Origin of the sequence: Pseudomonas sp. LW8 (assembly GCF_041956865.1) — a bacterium.
Taxonomy (GTDB): domain Bacteria; phylum Pseudomonadota; class Gammaproteobacteria; order Pseudomonadales; family Pseudomonadaceae; genus Aquipseudomonas; species Aquipseudomonas siliginis.
Window position 1 is genome coordinate 2674024 of record NZ_CP168138.1, and the last position, 18936, is coordinate 2692959.

Consider the following 18936-nt stretch of genomic DNA (forward strand, 5'->3'; position numbering starts at 1 on the left):
GTCAGAGAGAGTGTTATGAAGTTGTGCCGTGTATTAATTGTCGGGCTCTTGTATATGCTGTCGTCAAACGCAATGGCGGCGGTATGCGAATTTTATCCGGACAATTCCATGGGCAATATGCGGGTTATACTGCCGGCCACTCTCTCGGTACCACGTGACGCGCCGAATGGCACGGTTATCTATGAAAGTCCGATCGTGACGCTGGGTTCCATTCCCAGTTCGTTCAGGTGCTCTGCAGTGCACAATGAAGGTGTGCGCAATAATGTCGGCGTTACTCAGCCGGGCGTGGAGATTTTTCCTATTGGGAATACCGGAATCGGCTGGCAATGGGTCCGACCGCCATCGGGGAAAGCGTGGAAGGGCTTTCCAGGAACTACCGACACTGCTGGCGGTTGGGGTTGGAATGGTTCGGAGCACATCTTGCGTTTTGTAAAGACGGGCACTATTTCCGGCAGTGCGACGATACCTTCAGGCCAACTGGGGACGTTTGTCGCTGCTGAAATCGAGCCTTTGGCAATGAATACCAGCGGCACGCGGGTAGTCTCACAGTCTTGCGAAACACCCGATGTGAAAGTCGATATGGGCAGCTATAACTTGAGCGATTTCCCCGAGAACGGCGCATCTGCCAAGGAGCAATACTTTTCTCTCAATATGAAAAACTGTCCCACAGGAATTAACAACTTCCGATTTTCCTTCTCACCCACTGCGGGCAGCCCTGTGTGGGACGCTGGTACTGGCATGGTAAATCTGAACAGTAATTCCACTGCCAAAGGTCTGGCATTGCAGATGCGCTTCAGTGACAAGTCGACACTCAAACTGAATCAGAACTACATAATGAAAGCGCCCACATCGCAAGGCGGCAATGCATATGTTTCCTTGCAAGCCCGCTTCGTGCGCATCGAGCCTTCCAATGCGCAAATGCGAGCGGGCGATGCCAATGCCGAAATTGCCTTTGTCGTCGAGTATCTATGAGCCCAACAGCCTCTTTACCTCAGCCACAATCACCGCAATATCAAACGGCTTGGGCACCACCACATCAAACAGATCCGAACGCTGCATGCCGATGTGCGCTTGCGCGCCACTCATGAGAATGATCGGCAAGTGTTTGACGGACGGCTGGGCACGTACGGCTTCGGCGAATTCGAGGCCGTCCATGACCGGCATCATGAAGTCAGTGATGACCAGGGCTGGACGTTCTCTTTCCAGCACTTCGAGAGCCTTCTTGCCATTGCTCGCGGTCACAGTCATGAAGCCCTCATCCTCAAGCGCAAAGCCAAGAATGTCAGCAATCAGATACTCGTCGTCGACTACCAGAATGGTGGTCATGTTATTTCAACCCGCTTGAAGACTTACGAAATTGAACCAGGCAATGACTCAGCTGTGACTGAAGGTTCATTTTTCAAAGCCTTTTCCAGGAACACATCTTGATCACGGATAACCACCTCGAACCGCGACGGGTTGTAGGAGCTATCACGTATCTTGAGAATGGAAAGCGTCCTGTGAAGTTCAGCGTGATTCTCAAAGAAACGCATGAGCATCAGGTTGTCGACAATACTGGACAGGTCGGAGTTCGGTGCGCTGACCTCGGAGCCGAACAAATCGCGCATTTCCCATGAGGCGAACACCGTAACGCCTCTGGATCGCAGCTCATTCATCAGCGCGCTGAAAAAGTCGGTGATGCGTTCCGGCGTGGTTGAAACCCGAGTCATGCCGCTGAGGCTATCGATGAACAGGCGCTTGATGCCTTTTTCATCGACCAGGCTCAGCAGGCGTGCGCCGAGGCCGTCCAGCAAGCCTTCGGTAGTTGGCTGCCAGGCAATGCTCAGCGCACCGCTGTGTTCCATGTGTTCGATATCAATGCCCAGCGAACGGCCTTTCAGCCGCAGCCGCTGCGGGCTTTCATAGAAGCCGAAGTGCAGGCCCGGCGATTCGGCCGTCGACTGCGCGATGAACTTCAGACCCAGCGTGGTCTTGCCGATCCCGGAAGGCCCCATGACCAGCGTCACGCTGGAGCTGTGCAAGCCACCCCCGAGGATGTCATCCAGTGAAGCAATGCCGCTTGGAATGCGCGTCATGTCCGCGCTGTCAGGGGCGGAAGGGCGCTTGTAGAGGCTTTCGAGGCGCGGGTAGACGACCAGGCCGTTATCGGTGATCTCGCACTCGTGAAGACCGGTCAACGCGCCGCTGCCGCGAGTCTTGCGCAAATGAATGCGCCGTACGGAACGGGTACCGAACAGCTCTTCGCCCATTTCGATGACGCCGTCGACCATCGTGTGCTCGGGGCTGCCGTCGTCCAGGCGCGAACTGGTCAGGAACAGCACGGTGCAACCGGCAAATGCGGCATGGCCTTGCAGTTCAGAGATGAATTTTTTCGTATCGATCGGCGAGTCGGCTTTGGAACGTGCGTTGAGCAGGCCGTCGACGACCATGACGGTCGCCTTCTGCCGGGTGATTTCGCGCCGAAGCAGCTTCACGACTTCATCAAGGCCTTCGTTTTCCAGCGTATCGAAGGCGCTTACGAACTGAATTTCGGCGCCGACTCGCGAGGCGTCGAAGAAACTCATGGTCGACAGAAACTGGAACAGACGGTCGTGGGACTCGGCCAGCAACGTGGCGACCAGCACACGGCCGCCGTTTCGGGCGTGGTGAAATCCGAGCTGATTGGCAAGGATGGTCTTGCCGGAGCCCGGACGCCCTTGAATGATGTACGAGGCGCCCGCGACAAAGCCCCCCTGAAGCAGCGCGTCGAGCCCTTCGATCCCGCTTTGAAGGCGTTTTAGCTTTTCCACAATGCAACCCTGATCTGAATAAACAGGCTTGTTCAGCCGAATGAGTGAAATGCTAACGCCATTTCCGGTCGAGGGCCATAAAGGCTGGGGAAAAGTAGCGTTTTTGCAATGTGAACCTGGCGCGTGACTGCTCGGGATCAGGGGGTAGTGACAAGCCCGGCACAGGAAGATTCGATTTTTCGAAACCCGGAGGCCGATTACATCCATAGGCGCTGCTGCGGACCATGAGGGTAACGCTTGCCACTTTGCTTTCATGAAATCGTCACAAAACTGCTGCAGAGTTCGGGAGCCCGTAATCACTAGGTGTCATTTAATGAAAAGTTTGATGAAGTCTGCTGCGCTCGCCATTGCGGTATCTCTTTGTGCCACCTCGGCCTCCTTTGCAGCAGAAAATGTTCGCCTGACGGGGTCCGGAGCAAGTTTCCCGGCGCCGATCTATCTGACCTGGTTCAAGGATTTCAGCAAGAAATCCGATGGTGTCACTGTCGATTACCAATCCAAGGGCAGTGGCGCGGGCGTACAGGACTTCTTGAACAAAACCGTGGATTTCGCTGCCAGTGACTCGGCAATGAAGGACGAAGATATCGCCAAGGTCGCCGAAGGCGTGCAGTTGCTGCCAATGACCGCCGGGGAAATCGTGCTGGCCTATAACCTGCCGGGCAATCCCAAGGGTCTGAAGCTGCCACGCGACGTCTATTCCAACATTTTCCTGGGCAAAATCACGCGCTGGAACGATCCGCAGATCGTCGCAGCCAACCCGGACCTGAAACTCTCCGATACGCCGATCACGGTTGTCGTGCGTGCAGATTCCAGCGGTACTACCGCCGTATTCACCAAGCACCTGGCAACCGTCAACGCCGAGTTCAAGCAGGCGTTGGGTGAGGGCAACACCGTCAACTGGCCGGCCAGTGACAAGTTCATCAAGTCGCCGAAAAACGATGGCGTAACCGCTACCGTGCGTCAGACCCCTGGTGCGATTGGTTACATCGAATATGGCTTCGCCAAGCTGGCCAAGGTCGACTTTGCCCAGTTGCAGAACAAGGCAGGCAATTACGTCGTGCCAAACGCCGAAAGCGGTGCCGAGGCCCTGGCGGCGGTGAAGATGCCGGAAAACCTGGTGGCCTGGCTGCCTGATCCGGACGGTGCCAAGTCCTATCCGATCACCTCTTATACCTGGATGATTTTCCGCAAGGATAATGGCAACCCGGCCAAGGCCAAAGCCATGCGTGAAATGGTCGAATACAGCCTGACCGAGGGGCAGAAGATTGCCGATTCGATGGGTTACATCCCGTTGCCGCAATCGGTCGTCGAACAGGTTCGCAAAGCGTCCGCCAACATTCAGTAACGCCGTGAGGTCTCTCTCGGCGTGTGCGTCTGCGCCACGCCGGGAAAGTTTTCCCCCTGTTCCGGACTTAGCCCATGAACAAACCTTTTGTCGTACCGGTTAATCCCGACTCTGCCTGCCAGCCACCCTCGACGAAGGATTTTCTGGTTGATCGCACCTTCCGCGCGCTCGCACGCATCGGTGTGGTACTGATTCTGGCGCTGGTATTTGCACTGGTGTTCGAAGTCGGACGCAAGGCACTTCCCGGTATGGAGAAGCACGGCTTCGATGTGCTTCTGGGCAGTGTGTGGGACGTCAACCAGGGCAAATACGGCATCCTGCCGGCCATCTGGGGCACGCTTTACAGCGCCTTCATCGCGTTGCTGATCGCCGGTGTCTTTGGCGTGAGCATGGCGATTTTCCTGACCCAGGATTTCCTGCCAACCAAGCTCGCTGCGCTGTTTCGCACCATCGTCGAATTGCTCGCGGCCATCCCCAGCGTGGTCTATGGCCTGTGGGGGATCTATGTGGTGATTCCGGCGATTCGGCCGCTGACGACCTGGCTGAACAGCGAGCTGGGCTGGATACCCTTTTTCGGCACGTCCCTGAGCGGTCCGGGCCTGCTGCCCGCAGCTCTGGTGCTCGCCATCATGATTCTGCCGACCATTGCCGCCGTGTCGCAGGACGCGCTTACGGCTGTGCCGATGAAAACCAAACAGGCCGCGTACGGCATGGGCACAACCCATTGGGAAGCGATTCTCAAGGTGATGGTGCCTTCGGCTGCCACCGGCATTTTCGGCTCTCTGGTGCTGGGCCTGGGGCGCGCGCTGGGTGAAACGATGGCGCTGGCCATGCTGGTCGGCAATGCCAACAACATTTCCCTCTCGTTGTTTGCACCGGCCAACACGCTTGCCGCTCTGCTGGCGCTGAACTTCCCCGAAGCCGGACCGAACGAGATCGAGGTGTTGATGTATGCCGCGCTCGTGCTGATGTTGATTACGCTGATCGTGAACATTTTCGGCTCGATGATCATGATGTACGCCCAACGGGGTAACAAGTGATGACTGATCTGACCGCAGCAACAGACCTGACGGCGCCAACCGGTGCGATGCCCAGTTTGCAACGCAGGTTCGAAGGCCGCGCGCTGCGCAGCCTGATCCTGACCACCCTGGTCTGGGCAGGTGCTTTGCTGGCCAGCGTGCCGCTGATTTCCGTGCTCTACATGCTGATCACTCGTGGTGGCGCGCGTCTTAACCTGGAAGTCTTCACCGAACTGCCGCCGACCGGCTTCGAGATGGGCGGCGGTTTCGGCAACGCGATGGCGGGTACCTTTGTGATGGTCGGTATCGCGGCAGCGATCGCGGTGCCGGTCGGGATCATGGCGGCCATTTTTCTGGCTGAACTGGGGCCGGATAGCAAGCTGGGGAACGCCGCGCGTTTTGCCGCCAAGATGCTTACGGGCCTGCCGTCGATCCTGGCGGGGGTGTTTGCCTACGCTTTGGTAGTAATGACGACTGGCACGTATTCGGCACCGGCAGGTGGCGTGGCGCTCGCCGTCCTGATGCTGCCTATCGTGGTGCTCACCGCAGAAGAATCGATGCGGATGGTGCCCAAGATCATGAAAGATGCTGCTTATGGCATGGGCTGCACTCGCTCGCAGGTCATCTGGAAAATCATCTTGCCGACCGGCATGCCGGCGATCCTGACTGGCGTGATGCTCGCCGTGGCGCGTGCCGCAGGCGAGACGGCACCTTTGTTGTTTACCGCGCTGTTCAGCAACTACTGGATCTACCACCAGGGCAATCTCGATGTCATGAATCCGACTGCCTCGCTGGCGGTGCTGATCTACAACTTCTCCGGCATGCCTTTCGATAACCAGCTCGAGCTCGCATGGGCGGCCTCGTTGGTGCTGGTGATGATCGTGCTGTTCGTGAACATCATCAGCCGGATTTTCGGCAAGCCCAAGTATTAAGAACGGGAGCATCTGATTTTGAACGTATCCACTGCGCAAATTGCCGCTCCGTTTGTCACCCAGGCGCCTGTAGTCATGGACTGCAAACTGGACAAGATTTTCTACGGCAACTTCATGGCAGTACGTGACAGCCACGTGCCCATCGAGAAAAACAAGATCACCGGATTCATCGGTCCCTCAGGCTGCGGCAAAAGCACCGTGCTGCGCAGTCTCAACCGGATGAACGATCTGGTGAAGGGCTTTCGTTTTGAGGGCCATGTGCATTTCCTCGGCCAGGATGTCTATGGCAAGGGCGTCGATCCGGTGGTCGTACGTCGCTACATCGGCATGGTGTTTCAACAGCCTAACCCGTTCTCGATGAGCATCTTCGACAACGTGGCGTTTGGTCTTCGCCTCAATCGCTACAAGGGCGATATCGGCGACCGCGTCAAGCATGCGCTGCAAGGCGCCGCGCTGTGGGACGAAGTCAAGGACAAGCTCAAGGTCAGCGGCCTGTCGCTCTCCGGTGGCCAGCAACAACGCCTGTGTATCGCCCGGGCTATCGCCACTGAGCCGGAAGTCCTGCTGCTGGATGAGCCCTGTTCGGCACTCGACCCGATCGCCACCCGACGCGTCGAAGAGTTGATGGTCGAGTTGAAGAAGGACTACACCATCGCACTGGTGACCCACAACATGCAGCAAGCCATCCGTGTTGCTGACACCACGGCGTTTTTCTCGGTAGATATTTCCCAGGGCACGCGCACCGGTTATCTGGTCGAAATGGGGCCGACCGCGCAGATCTTCGACAACCCGCGTGAACAGATGACCGGCGATTACATCAGCGGCAAGTTCAGCTGAGCCTTGCCACCGGTCACGGCCGCCTACCTGCACAAGCCAAATGGATTTGGCGGGCACCGGCGGACATTTACCAAGCGTTTCCAAGGAGCTCCAATGCCTGCCACGCATCGCCTTGATTTGCCTGCGATTGAACGCGCACTGCGTAACGTGCAGAGCCGTTTCGCCGAGCTCAGCCGGCACTTCACCGAGCCTCGGGACCCGTTCACTGACGAAGTTCTGCACAATGTGCTTGAAGGCTATGCGTTGGTTGACGAGTATGTTGCCCGCGGCGTCGACCTGTTCGATCTGCAGCAACTGAACCTGATGCTGGAGATCAATGCCACGGTGCTTTGTGGCCGGGATCCGGCGCGCCGGCTGGAATACGCCCAGCATCTGGCAGCCACCGAGGCGCATTTCTTCAACAACGTCGAGGGCGGCATCAAGGACTTGTACAACTGGTATTGCGCGTATCGCAGTGAGTCAGTCTGGAAACGTGCAGCCGGTGTCTATGTGCGCATTCTGAGCAAGCCGCAGCTGTTTATCGAAGGCAATAACCGCAGTGGCTCGCTCATTGTCAGCTACCTGCTCATGCGGGCGGGGCTGCCTCCATTCGTGTTGACGCTGGAAAACGCCGAGGGCTACTTCAACCCGTCCTCGGTCATCCGCAACTCCGCCAAGCATGGCGTCAAGGCGTTGTACGAATTGCCCAAGATCAAGAAAAAATATGCAGCATTCTTAGAAGAACAGGCGCCCGATCCAATGAAGTTCTTTCTCAAAGGCAAGCCTTTGCCTCTCTCTCAAGGTGGCCATTGATGAACTGGGCACCAGCATTTGCCAGATTGAAAACCTTCGGCAGCCGGGCAGGGCAGGCTATCCGCTGCGCTTTGCCGCAGTTGTTCGAACGTCAGCGCATACGAATTTCGTTCGATATCGATGACACGCTCGCTTGCCAGCTCCACCACTGCGCAGTGGAGAAGAGTCGACTACCGGCCTGTATTCATCGCTGGCTGGGTGAACCGTTGCGGATGGGCACACGATCGCTGATCCGAGAGCTGCGTCGCCAGGATTGCAGTGTCTGGGTCTACACCTCATCCGGGCGCACGCCGTCCTATATCAGGCGCTGGTTGGCGCTGTACGGTATCCGCGTCGACGGCGTGGTCAACAGCGTGCTGCACAACCGTGCCTTGACGGCGCACGGGATGTCGAACGCGCCTTCCAAGTATCCGCCAGCGTTCGATATCGACTTGCATGTCGATGATTCGGAGGGCGTGCAGATTGAAGGCAAGGATCATGGCTTCCGGGTGGTCGTGGTTCATCCCGAGGATGATCGCTGGGCGCAGAAAGTGCTGGATTCGGTGGCCAAGGTCCAGGCGCAGCTCGCCTGGCAGCAAATGTTCAGACCTGAAGAGCCGGTGCGGCATCGTGCTGGCGCTGTCTTTGAGCCACTTGGTTAAGTGAGCACACCTGCCGCTAACACGGCAGCATAGCATCCGACATGCGAGAGCTTTTTGAACTCTGCCAGATTGTCCCTCGGCGTGCGCGGTGCTTTCTCGGGACCACGTCACGAATATATCGATCTAAGATTCCCTTCATAGTGCGCAGATCAGTGGCTTATCCCTGGTCTCGAGTTCGATCCATTTCAACCTAGCCTAGTGCTCTGAGCCAATGTACGGCAGTGCTTTATCTTGCGGATCGCTTGCGCGAGTTTCTTTTTGTAGATCTGGTGTGGGGACACCGGGGATCCTCGCTTCTCAGGCTTAGCGCCTGAGACCGGCACATTAAATCCAGGATGAAAATTTGTAGTGGCAAAAAAATGGCGTTCAGGAGAAAATTTCGGTACATATCGTAGTAATTTGATTAAAGGGATGTGGGGTGAGGGAGTATATTTTAATTGCAGTAATAGTGTTTGTTGTGCTTGTAACTGCATACAGCATATATCAATTTGTGAGTGAGCGAAGTGTTTCAGGTGTAATTGAGGAAATTCCACCGATCAGTAATGCTTTAATGGTTTGGATGGCGCTAGTAGTTGCTGCGGTAGTCTTGTTGTCTTTCGTGATTCTTTATGGTAGGAAGCTTAATTTTGAAAATAACATCGGTCAAATAGGTGATTTTTTCGGAGGGCTGATAAATCCTGTCCTAAGTTTCCTAGCGCTGTTGGTTTTGCTTAGGACGACGTTGATACAAACTGTCGAAGCCAGAAAGACGACCACGTTTATGTCTTCGCAACAAAGCATCATGGAGGTGGAAAAATTTGAAAACACTTTTTTTCAGTTGCTTGATCGAGTGGAAAAATACTGTGAAGACCATTTTCGCGTTAACCAAACCAGTAAAGCAGATTCGATGACCAAGATTGCTGCTTTAGCCAAGCTGCTTCAGTCACAGAGGAAGCGTCTCGACGATCTAGCATGGCGGGATCAGTTGAACGAAACAAAGGCGCATATTCGAACCCTGATCACTGGCGATATCAGGAACGGTTTTTATTTGCGAACTGCAAGGGTAGTTCACTTAGTGCATAACGCTAATATCTCACATGATTTGAAAAGTAGTTATATGAACATCGCTAGAGATACGTTGATGCCCAATGAGAGGATTCTATTTTCAAGCATGTGTTTCGTTCGCGGAGGTAAAACAAGAAAGGTTGTTCGAGAGTGGGATTTCTCCTTTCTTAAACGCCATGGGTATGTCTCAAACATTATGGCGGACTATTATCGAGGTTCATGAATTGATCAATTGTATCCATTGAACTCGTTCGCCTTGCGGCTCCCATGCTTGTTTTATATTGCCTGAGCAGATCGAGCCGTGAGTGATCCCCGTAGGGGGCGCTGGCTGGCGTGAAGTGGTGATGTAATGGACGATCTAGAGCCTTGAGAGCATTCAGAGGAAGAAAGGCACAGGCTTGGTTCAAATGAAATGGTTGCCGCCTTCGATAAGATTGCAATTCTGGACTTTGATTGAAAGAGTGCTCTGATGTGAATTTTAAAAACTCAGCCATTTCGGGCGACTTCAATTATATCTTGCGACCAGTTCTAACCCGTGCGTTCCAGAAGACAAGAGCATACCGGCCAAGACTGTGCGCAGCATCTCAACGGTTCACATTATCGATCGTTGACGGTGATGAAAGGATCCCACGTGTGAGGCTCGCCTATCTGGTTCAGGTCACGGTCCAAAAGGACGAAAGTGATCTGGTAGGCGAGTTTCCCACCGTTTTCCGCCACAGCCTGCCAAAATGTATAAGTCACATCGGTTTTGCCGATGCCGTGGGGAGCGCCTTTGTCCAGATAGGGCACTGGGATATGAGGGATGTTGTACGAGGTTGGGGTGGAAATGGAGCCCGTCTCTTTGGGATCATTGCTGGGGTTACTGGTTTGTTCGATTCCGGTGATCAGTGCAACACGGTCGAAGTTGCGCGATAACGTGGTAGCGCGCCAGCGAACGTTATCGCCGGGCTCGACGTCAATCCACAGTTCTTAACCCACGGCCCCGTAGATGCCGGTCGCTTGGCTATCGATCGCTTCGCGATTTACTAGCATGGAAACCGCATTAGCGACTAATGCATCGGGGTTGGCGATCAAATAATCGGCATCTACAGCGATAAGCACATCAATTGTTTGGTCGATCCAGACATTTTGTTGCTCCTTGTTTGCGATGGCACTCTTAGACCGCTCCCTCATAGGGTGTCCGGTCACCCGGTCCCTGGGTGCACTCCGAGGGGGAGATTAGTTGAACGATTCGTATCGACAAGTTTCGATCTTCTCCCGTCATGCAGTGCAATAATCGTTAGGAAGCAGCAGTCCGGGTTGGTCATTGCGAATGTAGCCGACAGCCTTGTCCACCTTGATCCATTCGAAAGCCTCGGGTGGCTCGCCCTCATACAGCGCCATCTGCTCGGCGCGTTCTTTCGGTGTGGCTGGGTCGAGCCATTCCCGCGTGAGTTCTGTTAGGTCGATAAAGTGTGGGACGCGCTCCTAATGCTTATGGAACGCATCTTCCAAGCCGGAAATTTTTGCGAACGCCAGAAACGACAAAGCCCTGAATAATCAGGGCTTTGTCGTATAAAGATGGCGGAGGCGATGGGATTCGAACTCATGGACCTGTTACAGTCGACGGTTTTCAAGACCGTTGCCTTAAACCACTCGGCCACACCTCCGTTTGCGTTGCGGGCGCCATAATACCTGAATGAAACACACTGTCAAACTCTCTGCATGGCTTGTTACAGAGCGTCTGTTATGATCTTTGCGACTGAACGTTTCAAACCAACAGGAGTGTCGCCATGCGCGAACAGGATTACGCAGTTAATAACAGCGTGCAGGCTGAGCAGCTAGAGGTTAGCCGCGTCCTGCGCAACACTTATGGTCTCTTGGCTCTGACCCTCGCATTCAGCGGTGTGATGGCCTTCGTAGCCCAGCAGATGCGTGTCGGCTACCCGAACATTTTCGTGGTGCTGATCGGCTTCTACGGGCTGTTCTTCCTCACCAACAAACTCCGTGATTCCGCGTGGGGCCTGGTATCCGCCTTCGCGTTGACCGGTTTCATGGGTTTCCTGCTCGGCCCGATCCTCAACCGTTACCTGGGCATGCAGGGCGGCGCTGAAGTGGTCAGCTCGGCTTTCGCCATGACCGCACTGGTGTTCGGTGGTCTGTCGGCCTACGTGCTGATCACCCGCAAGGACATGAGCTTCCTTGGCGGCTTCATCACCGCAGGTTTCTTTGTCCTGCTGGGCGCTACGCTGGCGAGCTTCTTCTTCCAGATCAGCGGCCTGCAACTGGCGATCAGCGCCGGCTTTGTGCTGTTCTCGTCGGTCTGCATTCTGTTCCAGACCAGCGCGATCATCCACGGCGGCGAGCGCAACTACATCATGGCGACCATCAGCCTGTATGTATCGATCTACAACCTGTTCGTCAGCCTGCTGCAACTGTTCGGCATCATGAGCCGCGACGACTGATCGTAATGGCTGCAATAAAAAACCCGCTTCGGCGGGTTTTTTATCGTCTGGACAAAGGTGTCTGCTCAGTTGATGACGATGCTGCCGTCCACTTGCTGACGGTAGATCGTGTAGGGCAGCAGCAAGGTATCTAGGGCGCCGGAGACCACGGCGTCCACCAGCACCACCGGAATCGCCGCGTTGCGGTGATCATCGGGATCGATGCCTGAGGCCAGCGGAGCGTTCAGCGTGCAGAAGTCATAAGCGAGGCCGCTGTAGATTCTCGGTACCGCGCCGCAATAACTTTTCTGCTGCTTGAGTCCGTCAACGGCAGCCTGATCGTTGCGCGCTACTGTTTGAATCGTGCCACAGCCGCCGAGCAGCATGCCGGCCAGCAGTATTGCCTGAATTTTCATAGCGCCATTCCTTAGCCGCAAAAAACCCCAATCTACCCTGATCATTGGTAAAAGACACCTACGCCATCGGTGGCAGTCGCCGCTTGACCGGGGTCTTCTTGACGATCGCGGTGTTGGTTTCGGCCAACGTATTCAGTCGGTCGAGCAGGGTATCGAGCTGCTCCATCGAGCGCACGTGCAGGCGGGCAATAAAGCAGTCGTCGCCGGTGACCTTGTCGCACTCGGTGAACTCCGGGATCGACATGATCTGCCGCTCAACCTCCTGCAGTTGCCCTGGCAGCGGCCGCACACGGACGATCGCCTGCAACTGATAGCCGAAGCATTTCGGATCGATCTCTACCGTGTAGCCCTTGAGCACGCCACGTTCTTCCAGACGCCGCAACCGCTCGGCCACGCTGGGCGATGACAGGCCGCTGATCTGCGCCAGCGCTTTGAGCGAGCGACGCGAGTCTTCCATCAGCGCGCTGATAAGGATCTGATCGATATCGTCAGTCACATTCAAACTCCGGATTAGGCAAGGGACGCAAATCACCCTCGATAAAAAAGGCAAAAACCAAGTTTAGCCTGCTTTATGCGCTGGAGCAGCCCGAGGTGCGCTTGGCATACTTTTGCCATGCTTCGCTCACAGCCTCAGGAGAAGATGATGGACAACGCAATCCGCCGCGGTTCGCTGGAAATGACCGCCGCCATGCTGATATCCGGGACGATCGGCTGGTTTGTGCTGGTGTCCGGGCAACCGGTGCTGGACGTGGTGTTCTGGCGCTGCGTGTTCGGCGCCGGCACCTTGCTGTTGGTCTGCGCCGCGTTCGGATTCCTGCGTCCGGGGATTCTGACCCGCACAACGTTTCTGCTGGCGGTGCTCAGTGGCATGGCGATTGTCGGTAATTGGGTGCTGTTGTTCGCGTCCTATTCCCGCGCCTCGATTGCGATCGGCACGGCTGTCTATAACGTACAGCCGTTCATGCTGGTCGGCCTGGCGGCGTTGTTCCTCGGCGAGAAAATTACCCTGCAGAAGCTGTTCTGGCTGGCGATTTCGTTCATGGGCATGCTGGCGATCGTCAGCGCCCATGGCACGCAAGGCGAGGAGGGTAACGATTACTTGATGGGAATTGCCCTGGCGTTGGGCGCGGCGTTTCTCTACGCGATTGCCGCCCTGATCATCAAGCGCCTGACCGGCACGCCGCCACATCTGATCGCGCTGATTCAAGTCTGCACCGGGGTGTTGTTGCTCGCGCCTTTTGCGCATTTCGATGCGTTGCCGCAAGGCGTCGATGCCTGGGCCAGTCTGCTGACTCTCGGGATCGTGCACACCGGTCTGATGTACGTTTTGCTGTACGGCGCGATTCAAAAATTGCCGACGGCATTGACCGGCGCGCTGTCCTTTATATATCCGATCGCGGCGATTTTCGCTGACTGGTTCGCCTTCGGCCATCGCCTCGAATTGCTGCAATGGATAGGCGTCGCAGCGATCCTGCTCGCCGCCGCCGGCATGCAACAAGGTTGGGGCTGGAAAGCCCGGCGGCTGGCGGCGCAATAAGAATCAGATGTTCCAGCGCGGTGCGGTGGCTGCCAAGCGTTGGCGCATCTCGCTGATATTGGCAGCGAGTTGTCGGGTCAGCATACGGTAGCCGTCGAGCGTATTGGCGACTGGCGCATCAAGGTCCGCTGCTGGCAGCTCCATCGGCCGCTCCAGCCGTTGCGAGGCACCGGTCTTCAAGGCGCGAGCCATCCCGATCAGTTGCACGCGAATCTGCCGGTGCTCAGCCTTGAGTGCCGTTTGCAGATGTGCCGTGGCCTGCGGGTCACTTGCGTTGGGGCGGATATTGCCGAGGATCTCCAGCGTGCTGATGCACATGCGCAGGTTGCGCTGAATCGCGTCCAGCTCGGTCATGGAGATTTTCACTTCCTTGGACACCGACGGCATCAGCGAACGTAATTGCACCATCACCGCGCCGAGCTTGCTCATCAGCCGCACGTGTTCGTCGGCGCTGACCGCTTCACCGTTGATGATGCGCCCGTACACCGTGGCGCAATCGCGCAAGGCATCGGCGAGGTTGTAGCGCCACGAGTAGACCGCGTACAGCGGCAGGGCGAAGGAAAACGCCAGGGCGAGGGCGATGCCGATCAGGATGTCGACGCCGCGCCACAGACCATCGGTGATCGGGTTGTCGCCATGCCCGGCGACGATGAACACGGTGATGGCGGAGAGCAGGGCGGTGTAGCCGCCCTTGCCAATCGCGTGATAGGAGAAAAAACCACAGACCACGGCCATGGAAAAGTAGGTCAGCCACGGCATGCCCAGCCACGCATGTTGCGCCACCAGTGCCAACCCGACTCCTGCACCGATCAAGGTACCGATGGCGCGCTCGGCGGCTTTTTTGCCGATGTTGCCGTGGTGCTGCAAACCGCCGATCACCACCAGCATGGTCACCGATGCCCATTCGCCGTGGGGCAGATTGATGCCAGTGGTCAGCAGAATCGTCGCCAGCAACCCCAAGGCCACCCGCACGGAATGGATCAGTCGGGCGTGACGGTAGCGCCGATACGGGTCCAGCAACGGACGCAGGATACGGCGCAACAGCGGTGGCAGGCGGTGGGTGCTGTAAGTAGTCAGTGCGAACCTCGTACGTCAGTCAAATCAATGGAAGGGGAAAATGTAATTCATCCAGGCGGACATGCGCAGCAGGATTTTGCGCATCGCGCCGATGTGGTGAAAGTGCTGACTGTAAAGCGCCGCTTGCCCGTAGGCGCCGCCCGGCATGAGCGCGCTGTATTCGGCGAACGCCGGATCGGTTATCTCGATGATCACCGGCACGCGTCCGGCCGGTGGCGAACCGGTGTAGCTGATCAGGGTACCGGAAGGTTGCACCTGGCCCTCGGCGATCACCCCGATCACACTTTTCACCCGACCGGCAAAGACCTTGCCGGGAATGCCATCGAAGGCGACTTCGGCCTCGTCGCCCACGGTCAGACGCAATAGGCTGTTCTGGCGCATCCAGGCGGCGAAGTACTGACCTTCCTGCGGAATAAACACCATTGACGGGCGCAGCGGCAGCTTGCTCGCCATCATCCCCGGTCGCAGCGAAACGTGGGTGACGAAGCCTTTGCTCGGTGCTCGAACCACGGTGTTGTCCAACTCGAACTGCGCATTGTCAAGTTGCGCCTGCAGATCGTCGGTGCGGGCAATGGCCGCATCCAGTTCACGCTGGGTGCCGAAGTTGCGGCGGATCAGTTCGGTGATGCGGTAGCGGTCGCCTTTGGCTGCAACCAGTTGCGCCTTCAGCGATTTCAAGCGGTTCTGGAAAGGCGTGGGATCGATGCGGAACAGCACGTCGCCTTTTTCCAGGGGTTCGTTGCCCTTTACCGGCACGTCGATCACCTGGCCACTGATGATCGGAATGACCGGCACCGAGACAAAGTAGGAGCGCGCCACCTCGGAATAGGGATGGTTGTAGTTCATGGTGAAAATCAGCGCGCCGATGATCAGCACGCCCCCCAGCACAGCGGTGGGCACCGTCCATTTGTTCAGCGGAATGCGGAAGATCTTGAAAATGGCGACGCAGAGTGCGGCGTACGTGAGGATGAGCAACAGATCCATGCTCAGATCCCCCGGCTGTCAGATTGCGGCGCAACCGGCGACTGCGCTTCGAGCCGCTCGATCCGGGCTTGCAGCTCGACGACCTGCTGCTCCAGTTGATTGACGTGATTCTGAATGGGTTTGCCATCGCCGAAACCCCAACCGCGATCCTCGCGATAGGCCATCGCCCAGATCCACAGAAACGGCCACAGCGCATGCAGGGTAAACAGGCTGACCCAGCCCGTGGCATGGATCGCGTCCTGATGCGGGTGGTTGCGGTGGACGGCGATCTCGTACGGAATGTCATGCAGCACGATGATCCCGTAAAACAGCACGAGACCGACAAAAACCAACAGACCCAACGCGAAGTAATCGAGCATGGTCAGCCTCCCGGGCATTCAGCAATGCTGGGCTGAGTGTAGTCACTGAATCGCCGGGGGGCTGACGGATCGGCAGGATCGTTCAATCCTGCCGATCATCCGTCAAAAGATGTAATCGGTGGTCAGGAAACTCGAATCCCGCCCGCGAATGATCTCGCTGATCAGGTCCTTGTTGCTCTCCTGGAATTTGGTCGCCACCAGCGTGCGGATCGAAAACACCCGCAAGGCATCGTGAACCGACAGCGTGCCTTCGGCGGAGTTTTTGCGACCGTTGAACGGGTAAGTGTCCGGGCCGCGCTGGCACTGGGCGTTGAGGTTGATCCGCCCGACCTGGTTGGCGAAAGTGTCGACCAGCCGGCCGACCGCCACCGGGTTGGTGCCGAAGATGCTCAACTGCTGGCCGAAATCGGATTCCAGCACGTAGTCGATCACGGTATCGAGGTGGCGGTACGGCACGATGGGCACGACCGGGCCGAACTGTTCTTCCTGATACACGCGCATTTGCGGGTTCACCGGATAGAGCACTGCCGGGTAGAAGAACGAGGCGTGGGACTCGCCACCATTCGGGTTGACCACCTGCGCGCCTTTGCTTTGCGCATCCGCGACCAGACCGTGCAGATAATCGACCTTGCCCGACTCCGGCAGCGGCGTCAGCGCCACGCCGCTGTCCCACGGCATGCCCGGTTTCAGCGTGGCCAGTCTGGCGTTGAATTTCTCGATGAAGCTGTCGACCACGTCTTCATGCACGAAAAGAATTTTCAGTGCGGTGCAGCGCTGACCGTTGAACGACAGCGAGCCGGTTACCGCTTCGCTAACGGCGTTGTCGAGATCGACTTCGGGCAAAACGATGCCCGGGTTCTTGGCGTCCAGACCCAGAGCCGCGCGCAAACGGTGTGGTTTCGGGTGCAGCTTTTTCAGGTCACTGGCAGCCTTGTTGGTGCCGATGAAGGCGAAGATGTCGATCTTGCCGCTGGCCATCAGAGCGCTGACGGTCTCGCGGCCGCTGCCGTAGATGACGTTGATCACGCCGCTCGGGAAGCTGTCGCGGAAGGCTTCGAGCAACGGCCGAATCAGCAGCACGCCGAGCTTGGCCGGTTTGAACACCACGGTGTTGCCCATGATCAGTGCCGGAATTAGCGTGGTGAAGGTTTCGTTCAGCGGGTAGTTGTAAGGCCCCATGCACAAGGCGACGCCGAGCGGCACGCGGCGGATCTGGCCGAGGGTGTCCTGCTCCAGCTCAAAGCGGCTGGAACGGCGGTCGAGTTCTTTCAGGGCATTGATGGTGTCGACGATGTAATCGCAGGTGCGATCGAACTCTTTTTCCGAGTCCTTGAGGTTCTTGCCGATCTCCCACATCAGCAGCTTGACTACCGCCTCGCGCTGCTCGCGCATGCGGCCGAGAAACGCTTCGACATGCTGGATGCGCTCGGCCACGCGCATGGTCGGCCACAGGCCCTGACCTCGGTCGTAAGCGCGAACGGCAGCGTCGAGGGCGGTGAGGGCGGTGTCGGCATCCAGCAGCGGCGTGCTGCCGAGGATCACCTGTTCTTCGCCGTTTTCGCTTTTCAGATAAACCGGGCTGCGCACCTGCGCGAGCGGGCCGTCCCAGCGGCGCAACTGGCCATCGACCAGATATTCACGCTGCTCGACCTGAGCGTCGAGGCGATATTTTTCCGGGATGTCGCTGACCGAAGGGAACAGGTTGCCAAGGATGTTTGCTGTGGTCATGTCACTACCCTGTGTTGAAGTCGGCGTGCCGATTGAAAGTCTTGTGAAGGTTATACGCCTGAACGGGCCGGGATTTAACCCCGTGAATGTCACGCGAATGTCACGCAACGGTGCAACCACAGTCCACCTTGTGGGAGCGAGCCTGCTCGCGAAGGCGGCGGCACATCCAACATCCTCATCGCCTGACACAGCGCTTTCGCGAGCAGGCTCGCTCCCACGGTCGATCATCTACATCCGTCAATCCATCTTCGGTAATGAAGCTTTTATGACAAAAGTTCGGTAGCACATAGCCAGTCCGGTCATGCCTGTGTAACGCGCTTGAGGGGCCTTTCGGGGCGCACTTTGCAAGCCGAGGCGGGACGCCGGGAGTGAGGCAATGGGGACTATGGAACGCTATTCGAAAGTGGGCATGCAGGAGCTCGATCAACGCCTGTCGAAGATCGTCGAAGCCGCGCGCAAGAAGCCGGTTTCGGTGTATCGCTACGGCGCGCCGTGGGTCTGGATCGTCTCGCAGGATGACTGGCAGGGCGCTTTGAAAGAGGTCTCCAGCTACATTCCGCCGGGCCATTCGCTGGTGCTGCTGCGCCCGCAGATCGACGATCTGCTCGACGCCCACCAGGACCTGCTGCGCGACCTCAATGCCGCACCCGGCATGCTCATTCCCGCGCAGACGGTGATGCACATCCTGCTCCTGCAATTGCTGTATTCGGTGCCCAGCGAACAGCAGCTCTATGAACAGCTCAATTACAACCTGCTGTTCCGCTGGTTCGTCGGCCTTGGCCTGAACCAGAAGGTCTGGAGTTTCACCGCCCTCAGCCGTGACATCGCCACGCTGCTCAACGAGCCGCGTGCGGTGCTGCTGATTCAGAAAATCATCGGCGAAGTGTTCTGCGGTGCCTTGCTGCAAATGCCCGAGTTCTCGCTGAACTTTGCGCTGTTGCACACCTGGCTGGGCAAGCATGCCTGCGCCACAACGATCAGCAATTGACGCATCACATCGGGCGCTAACGCCT

The 18936-nt window shown here is 57.2% G+C and carries 21 protein-coding genes and 1 tRNA gene; 11 read left to right on the forward strand and 11 right to left on the reverse strand.

Going from position 1 to position 18936, the window contains the following annotated elements; translation table 11 throughout:
* The first annotated feature begins 15 nt into the window (after positions 1-15).
* On the forward strand, positions 16-972 hold the full coding sequence (locus AB9L16_RS12230) for a fimbrial protein (protein WP_095179880.1): 957 nt from the start codon (positions 16-18) through the stop codon (positions 970-972).
* Here the strand turns inward: AB9L16_RS12230 and AB9L16_RS12235 are convergent.
* Both AB9L16_RS12235 and AB9L16_RS12240 read right to left on the reverse strand, forming a co-directional pair.
* Positions 967-1326, reverse strand: a complete 360-nt coding sequence (locus AB9L16_RS12235) for a response regulator (RefSeq protein ID WP_016774585.1) — start codon at positions 1324-1326, stop codon at positions 967-969. The genes AB9L16_RS12230 and AB9L16_RS12235 overlap by 6 nt on opposite strands.
* Positions 1327-1349: 23 nt before the next feature.
* On the reverse strand, positions 1350-2789 hold the full coding sequence (locus AB9L16_RS12240) for an ATPase domain-containing protein (protein WP_130899380.1): 1440 nt from the start codon (positions 2787-2789) through the stop codon (positions 1350-1352).
* Between the two features lie 313 nt (positions 2790-3102).
* On the opposite strand from AB9L16_RS12240, the gene pstS reads away from it, so the two are divergent.
* From pstS to AB9L16_RS12275, 7 genes are all read left to right on the forward strand, one after another.
* The gene (gene pstS / locus AB9L16_RS12245; protein WP_051600442.1) at positions 3103-4134 is read left to right on the forward strand and encodes a phosphate ABC transporter substrate-binding protein PstS; all 1032 of its coding nucleotides are present in this window, start codon (positions 3103-3105) and stop codon (positions 4132-4134) included.
* A gap of 74 nt (positions 4135-4208) precedes the next feature.
* Positions 4209-5174, forward strand: coding sequence for a phosphate ABC transporter permease subunit PstC (gene pstC / locus AB9L16_RS12250; protein WP_024012838.1), 966 nt, complete (start codon positions 4209-4211; stop codon positions 5172-5174).
* Positions 5174-6085 (forward strand): phosphate ABC transporter permease PstA, encoded by a 912-nt coding sequence (gene pstA, locus AB9L16_RS12255; protein ID WP_016774590.1) that lies wholly within the window; start codon positions 5174-5176, stop codon positions 6083-6085. Before pstC ends, pstA begins: the two co-directional genes overlap by 1 nt.
* A 75-nt stretch (positions 6086-6160) precedes the next feature.
* Positions 6161-6922: a phosphate ABC transporter ATP-binding protein PstB gene (gene pstB / locus AB9L16_RS12260; RefSeq protein ID WP_016774591.1), complete on the forward strand. Its 762-nt coding sequence runs from the start codon at positions 6161-6163 to the stop codon at positions 6920-6922.
* A 93-nt stretch (positions 6923-7015) separates the two neighbouring features.
* Positions 7016-7714 (forward strand): hypothetical protein, encoded by a 699-nt coding sequence (locus tag AB9L16_RS12265; protein ID WP_375123766.1) that lies wholly within the window; start codon positions 7016-7018, stop codon positions 7712-7714.
* Entirely contained in the window at positions 7714-8355 is a 642-nt protein-coding gene (locus tag AB9L16_RS12270; protein ID WP_375123656.1) for a hypothetical protein, read from the forward strand. The genes AB9L16_RS12265 and AB9L16_RS12270 overlap by 1 nt, the downstream gene beginning before the upstream one ends.
* A gap of 418 nt (positions 8356-8773) precedes the next feature.
* The gene (locus tag AB9L16_RS12275) at positions 8774-9622 is read left to right on the forward strand and encodes a hypothetical protein (protein ID WP_375123657.1); all 849 of its coding nucleotides are present in this window, start codon (positions 8774-8776) and stop codon (positions 9620-9622) included.
* Between the two features lie 374 nt (positions 9623-9996).
* Here the strand turns inward: AB9L16_RS12275 and AB9L16_RS12280 are convergent, their stop codons facing one another.
* The 3 genes from AB9L16_RS12280 to AB9L16_RS12290 form a co-directional block, all read right to left on the reverse strand.
* On the reverse strand, positions 9997-10365 hold the full coding sequence (locus tag AB9L16_RS12280; protein WP_375123767.1) for an AidA/PixA family protein: 369 nt from the start codon (positions 10363-10365) through the stop codon (positions 9997-9999).
* A gap of 3 nt (positions 10366-10368) precedes the next feature.
* On the reverse strand, positions 10369-10572 hold the full coding sequence (locus tag AB9L16_RS12285) for a hypothetical protein (protein WP_375123658.1): 204 nt from the start codon (positions 10570-10572) through the stop codon (positions 10369-10371).
* 388 nt (positions 10573-10960) lie between these two features.
* Positions 10961-11048: transfer RNA gene (locus AB9L16_RS12290), tRNA-Ser, on the reverse strand.
* Between the two features lie 123 nt (positions 11049-11171).
* On the opposite strand from AB9L16_RS12290, the gene AB9L16_RS12295 reads away from it, so the two are divergent.
* Entirely contained in the window at positions 11172-11843 is a 672-nt protein-coding gene (locus AB9L16_RS12295; RefSeq protein WP_008006561.1) for a Bax inhibitor-1/YccA family protein, read from the forward strand.
* Positions 11844-11908: 65 nt separating this feature from the next.
* Here the strand turns inward: AB9L16_RS12295 and AB9L16_RS12300 are convergent, their stop codons facing one another.
* Complete coding sequence (locus AB9L16_RS12300; protein ID WP_130910296.1) at positions 11909-12238, reverse strand: YceK/YidQ family lipoprotein; 330 nt, start codon at positions 12236-12238, stop codon at positions 11909-11911.
* Between the two features lie 58 nt (positions 12239-12296).
* Complete coding sequence (locus AB9L16_RS12305; RefSeq protein WP_056785725.1) at positions 12297-12734, reverse strand: Lrp/AsnC family transcriptional regulator; 438 nt, start codon at positions 12732-12734, stop codon at positions 12297-12299.
* Positions 12735-12881: 147 nt separating this feature from the next.
* On the opposite strand from AB9L16_RS12305, the gene AB9L16_RS12310 reads away from it, so the two are divergent.
* Positions 12882-13775 (forward strand): DMT family transporter, encoded by an 894-nt coding sequence (locus tag AB9L16_RS12310; protein ID WP_375123659.1) that lies wholly within the window; start codon positions 12882-12884, stop codon positions 13773-13775.
* 3 nt (positions 13776-13778) lie between these two features.
* Here AB9L16_RS12310 and AB9L16_RS12315 read toward each other — a convergent pair whose 3' ends face one another.
* The 4 genes from AB9L16_RS12315 to AB9L16_RS12330 form a co-directional block, all read right to left on the reverse strand.
* Positions 13779-14819 (reverse strand): FUSC family protein, encoded by a 1041-nt coding sequence (locus tag AB9L16_RS12315; protein WP_041481018.1) that lies wholly within the window; start codon positions 14817-14819, stop codon positions 13779-13781.
* A gap of 57 nt (positions 14820-14876) precedes the next feature.
* A complete protein-coding gene (locus AB9L16_RS12320) occupies positions 14877-15836 on the reverse strand; it encodes an HlyD family secretion protein (RefSeq protein WP_016774598.1) in 960 nt (319 codons plus the stop codon).
* Positions 15837-15838: 2 nt separating this feature from the next.
* Complete coding sequence (locus AB9L16_RS12325; RefSeq protein WP_016774599.1) at positions 15839-16195, reverse strand: DUF3302 domain-containing protein; 357 nt, start codon at positions 16193-16195, stop codon at positions 15839-15841.
* A 102-nt stretch (positions 16196-16297) separates the two neighbouring features.
* Positions 16298-17923 carry an NADP-dependent glyceraldehyde-3-phosphate dehydrogenase gene (locus tag AB9L16_RS12330; RefSeq protein ID WP_016774600.1) on the reverse strand — a complete coding sequence of 542 codons (1626 nt, stop codon included), beginning with the start codon at positions 17921-17923 and terminating at the stop codon, positions 16298-16300.
* Positions 17924-18299: 376 nt separating this feature from the next.
* On the opposite strand from AB9L16_RS12330, the gene AB9L16_RS12335 reads away from it, so the two are divergent.
* Complete coding sequence (locus tag AB9L16_RS12335; protein ID WP_095179898.1) at positions 18300-18911, forward strand: transposase; 612 nt, start codon at positions 18300-18302, stop codon at positions 18909-18911.
* The last annotated feature ends 25 nt before the right edge of the window (positions 18912-18936 follow it).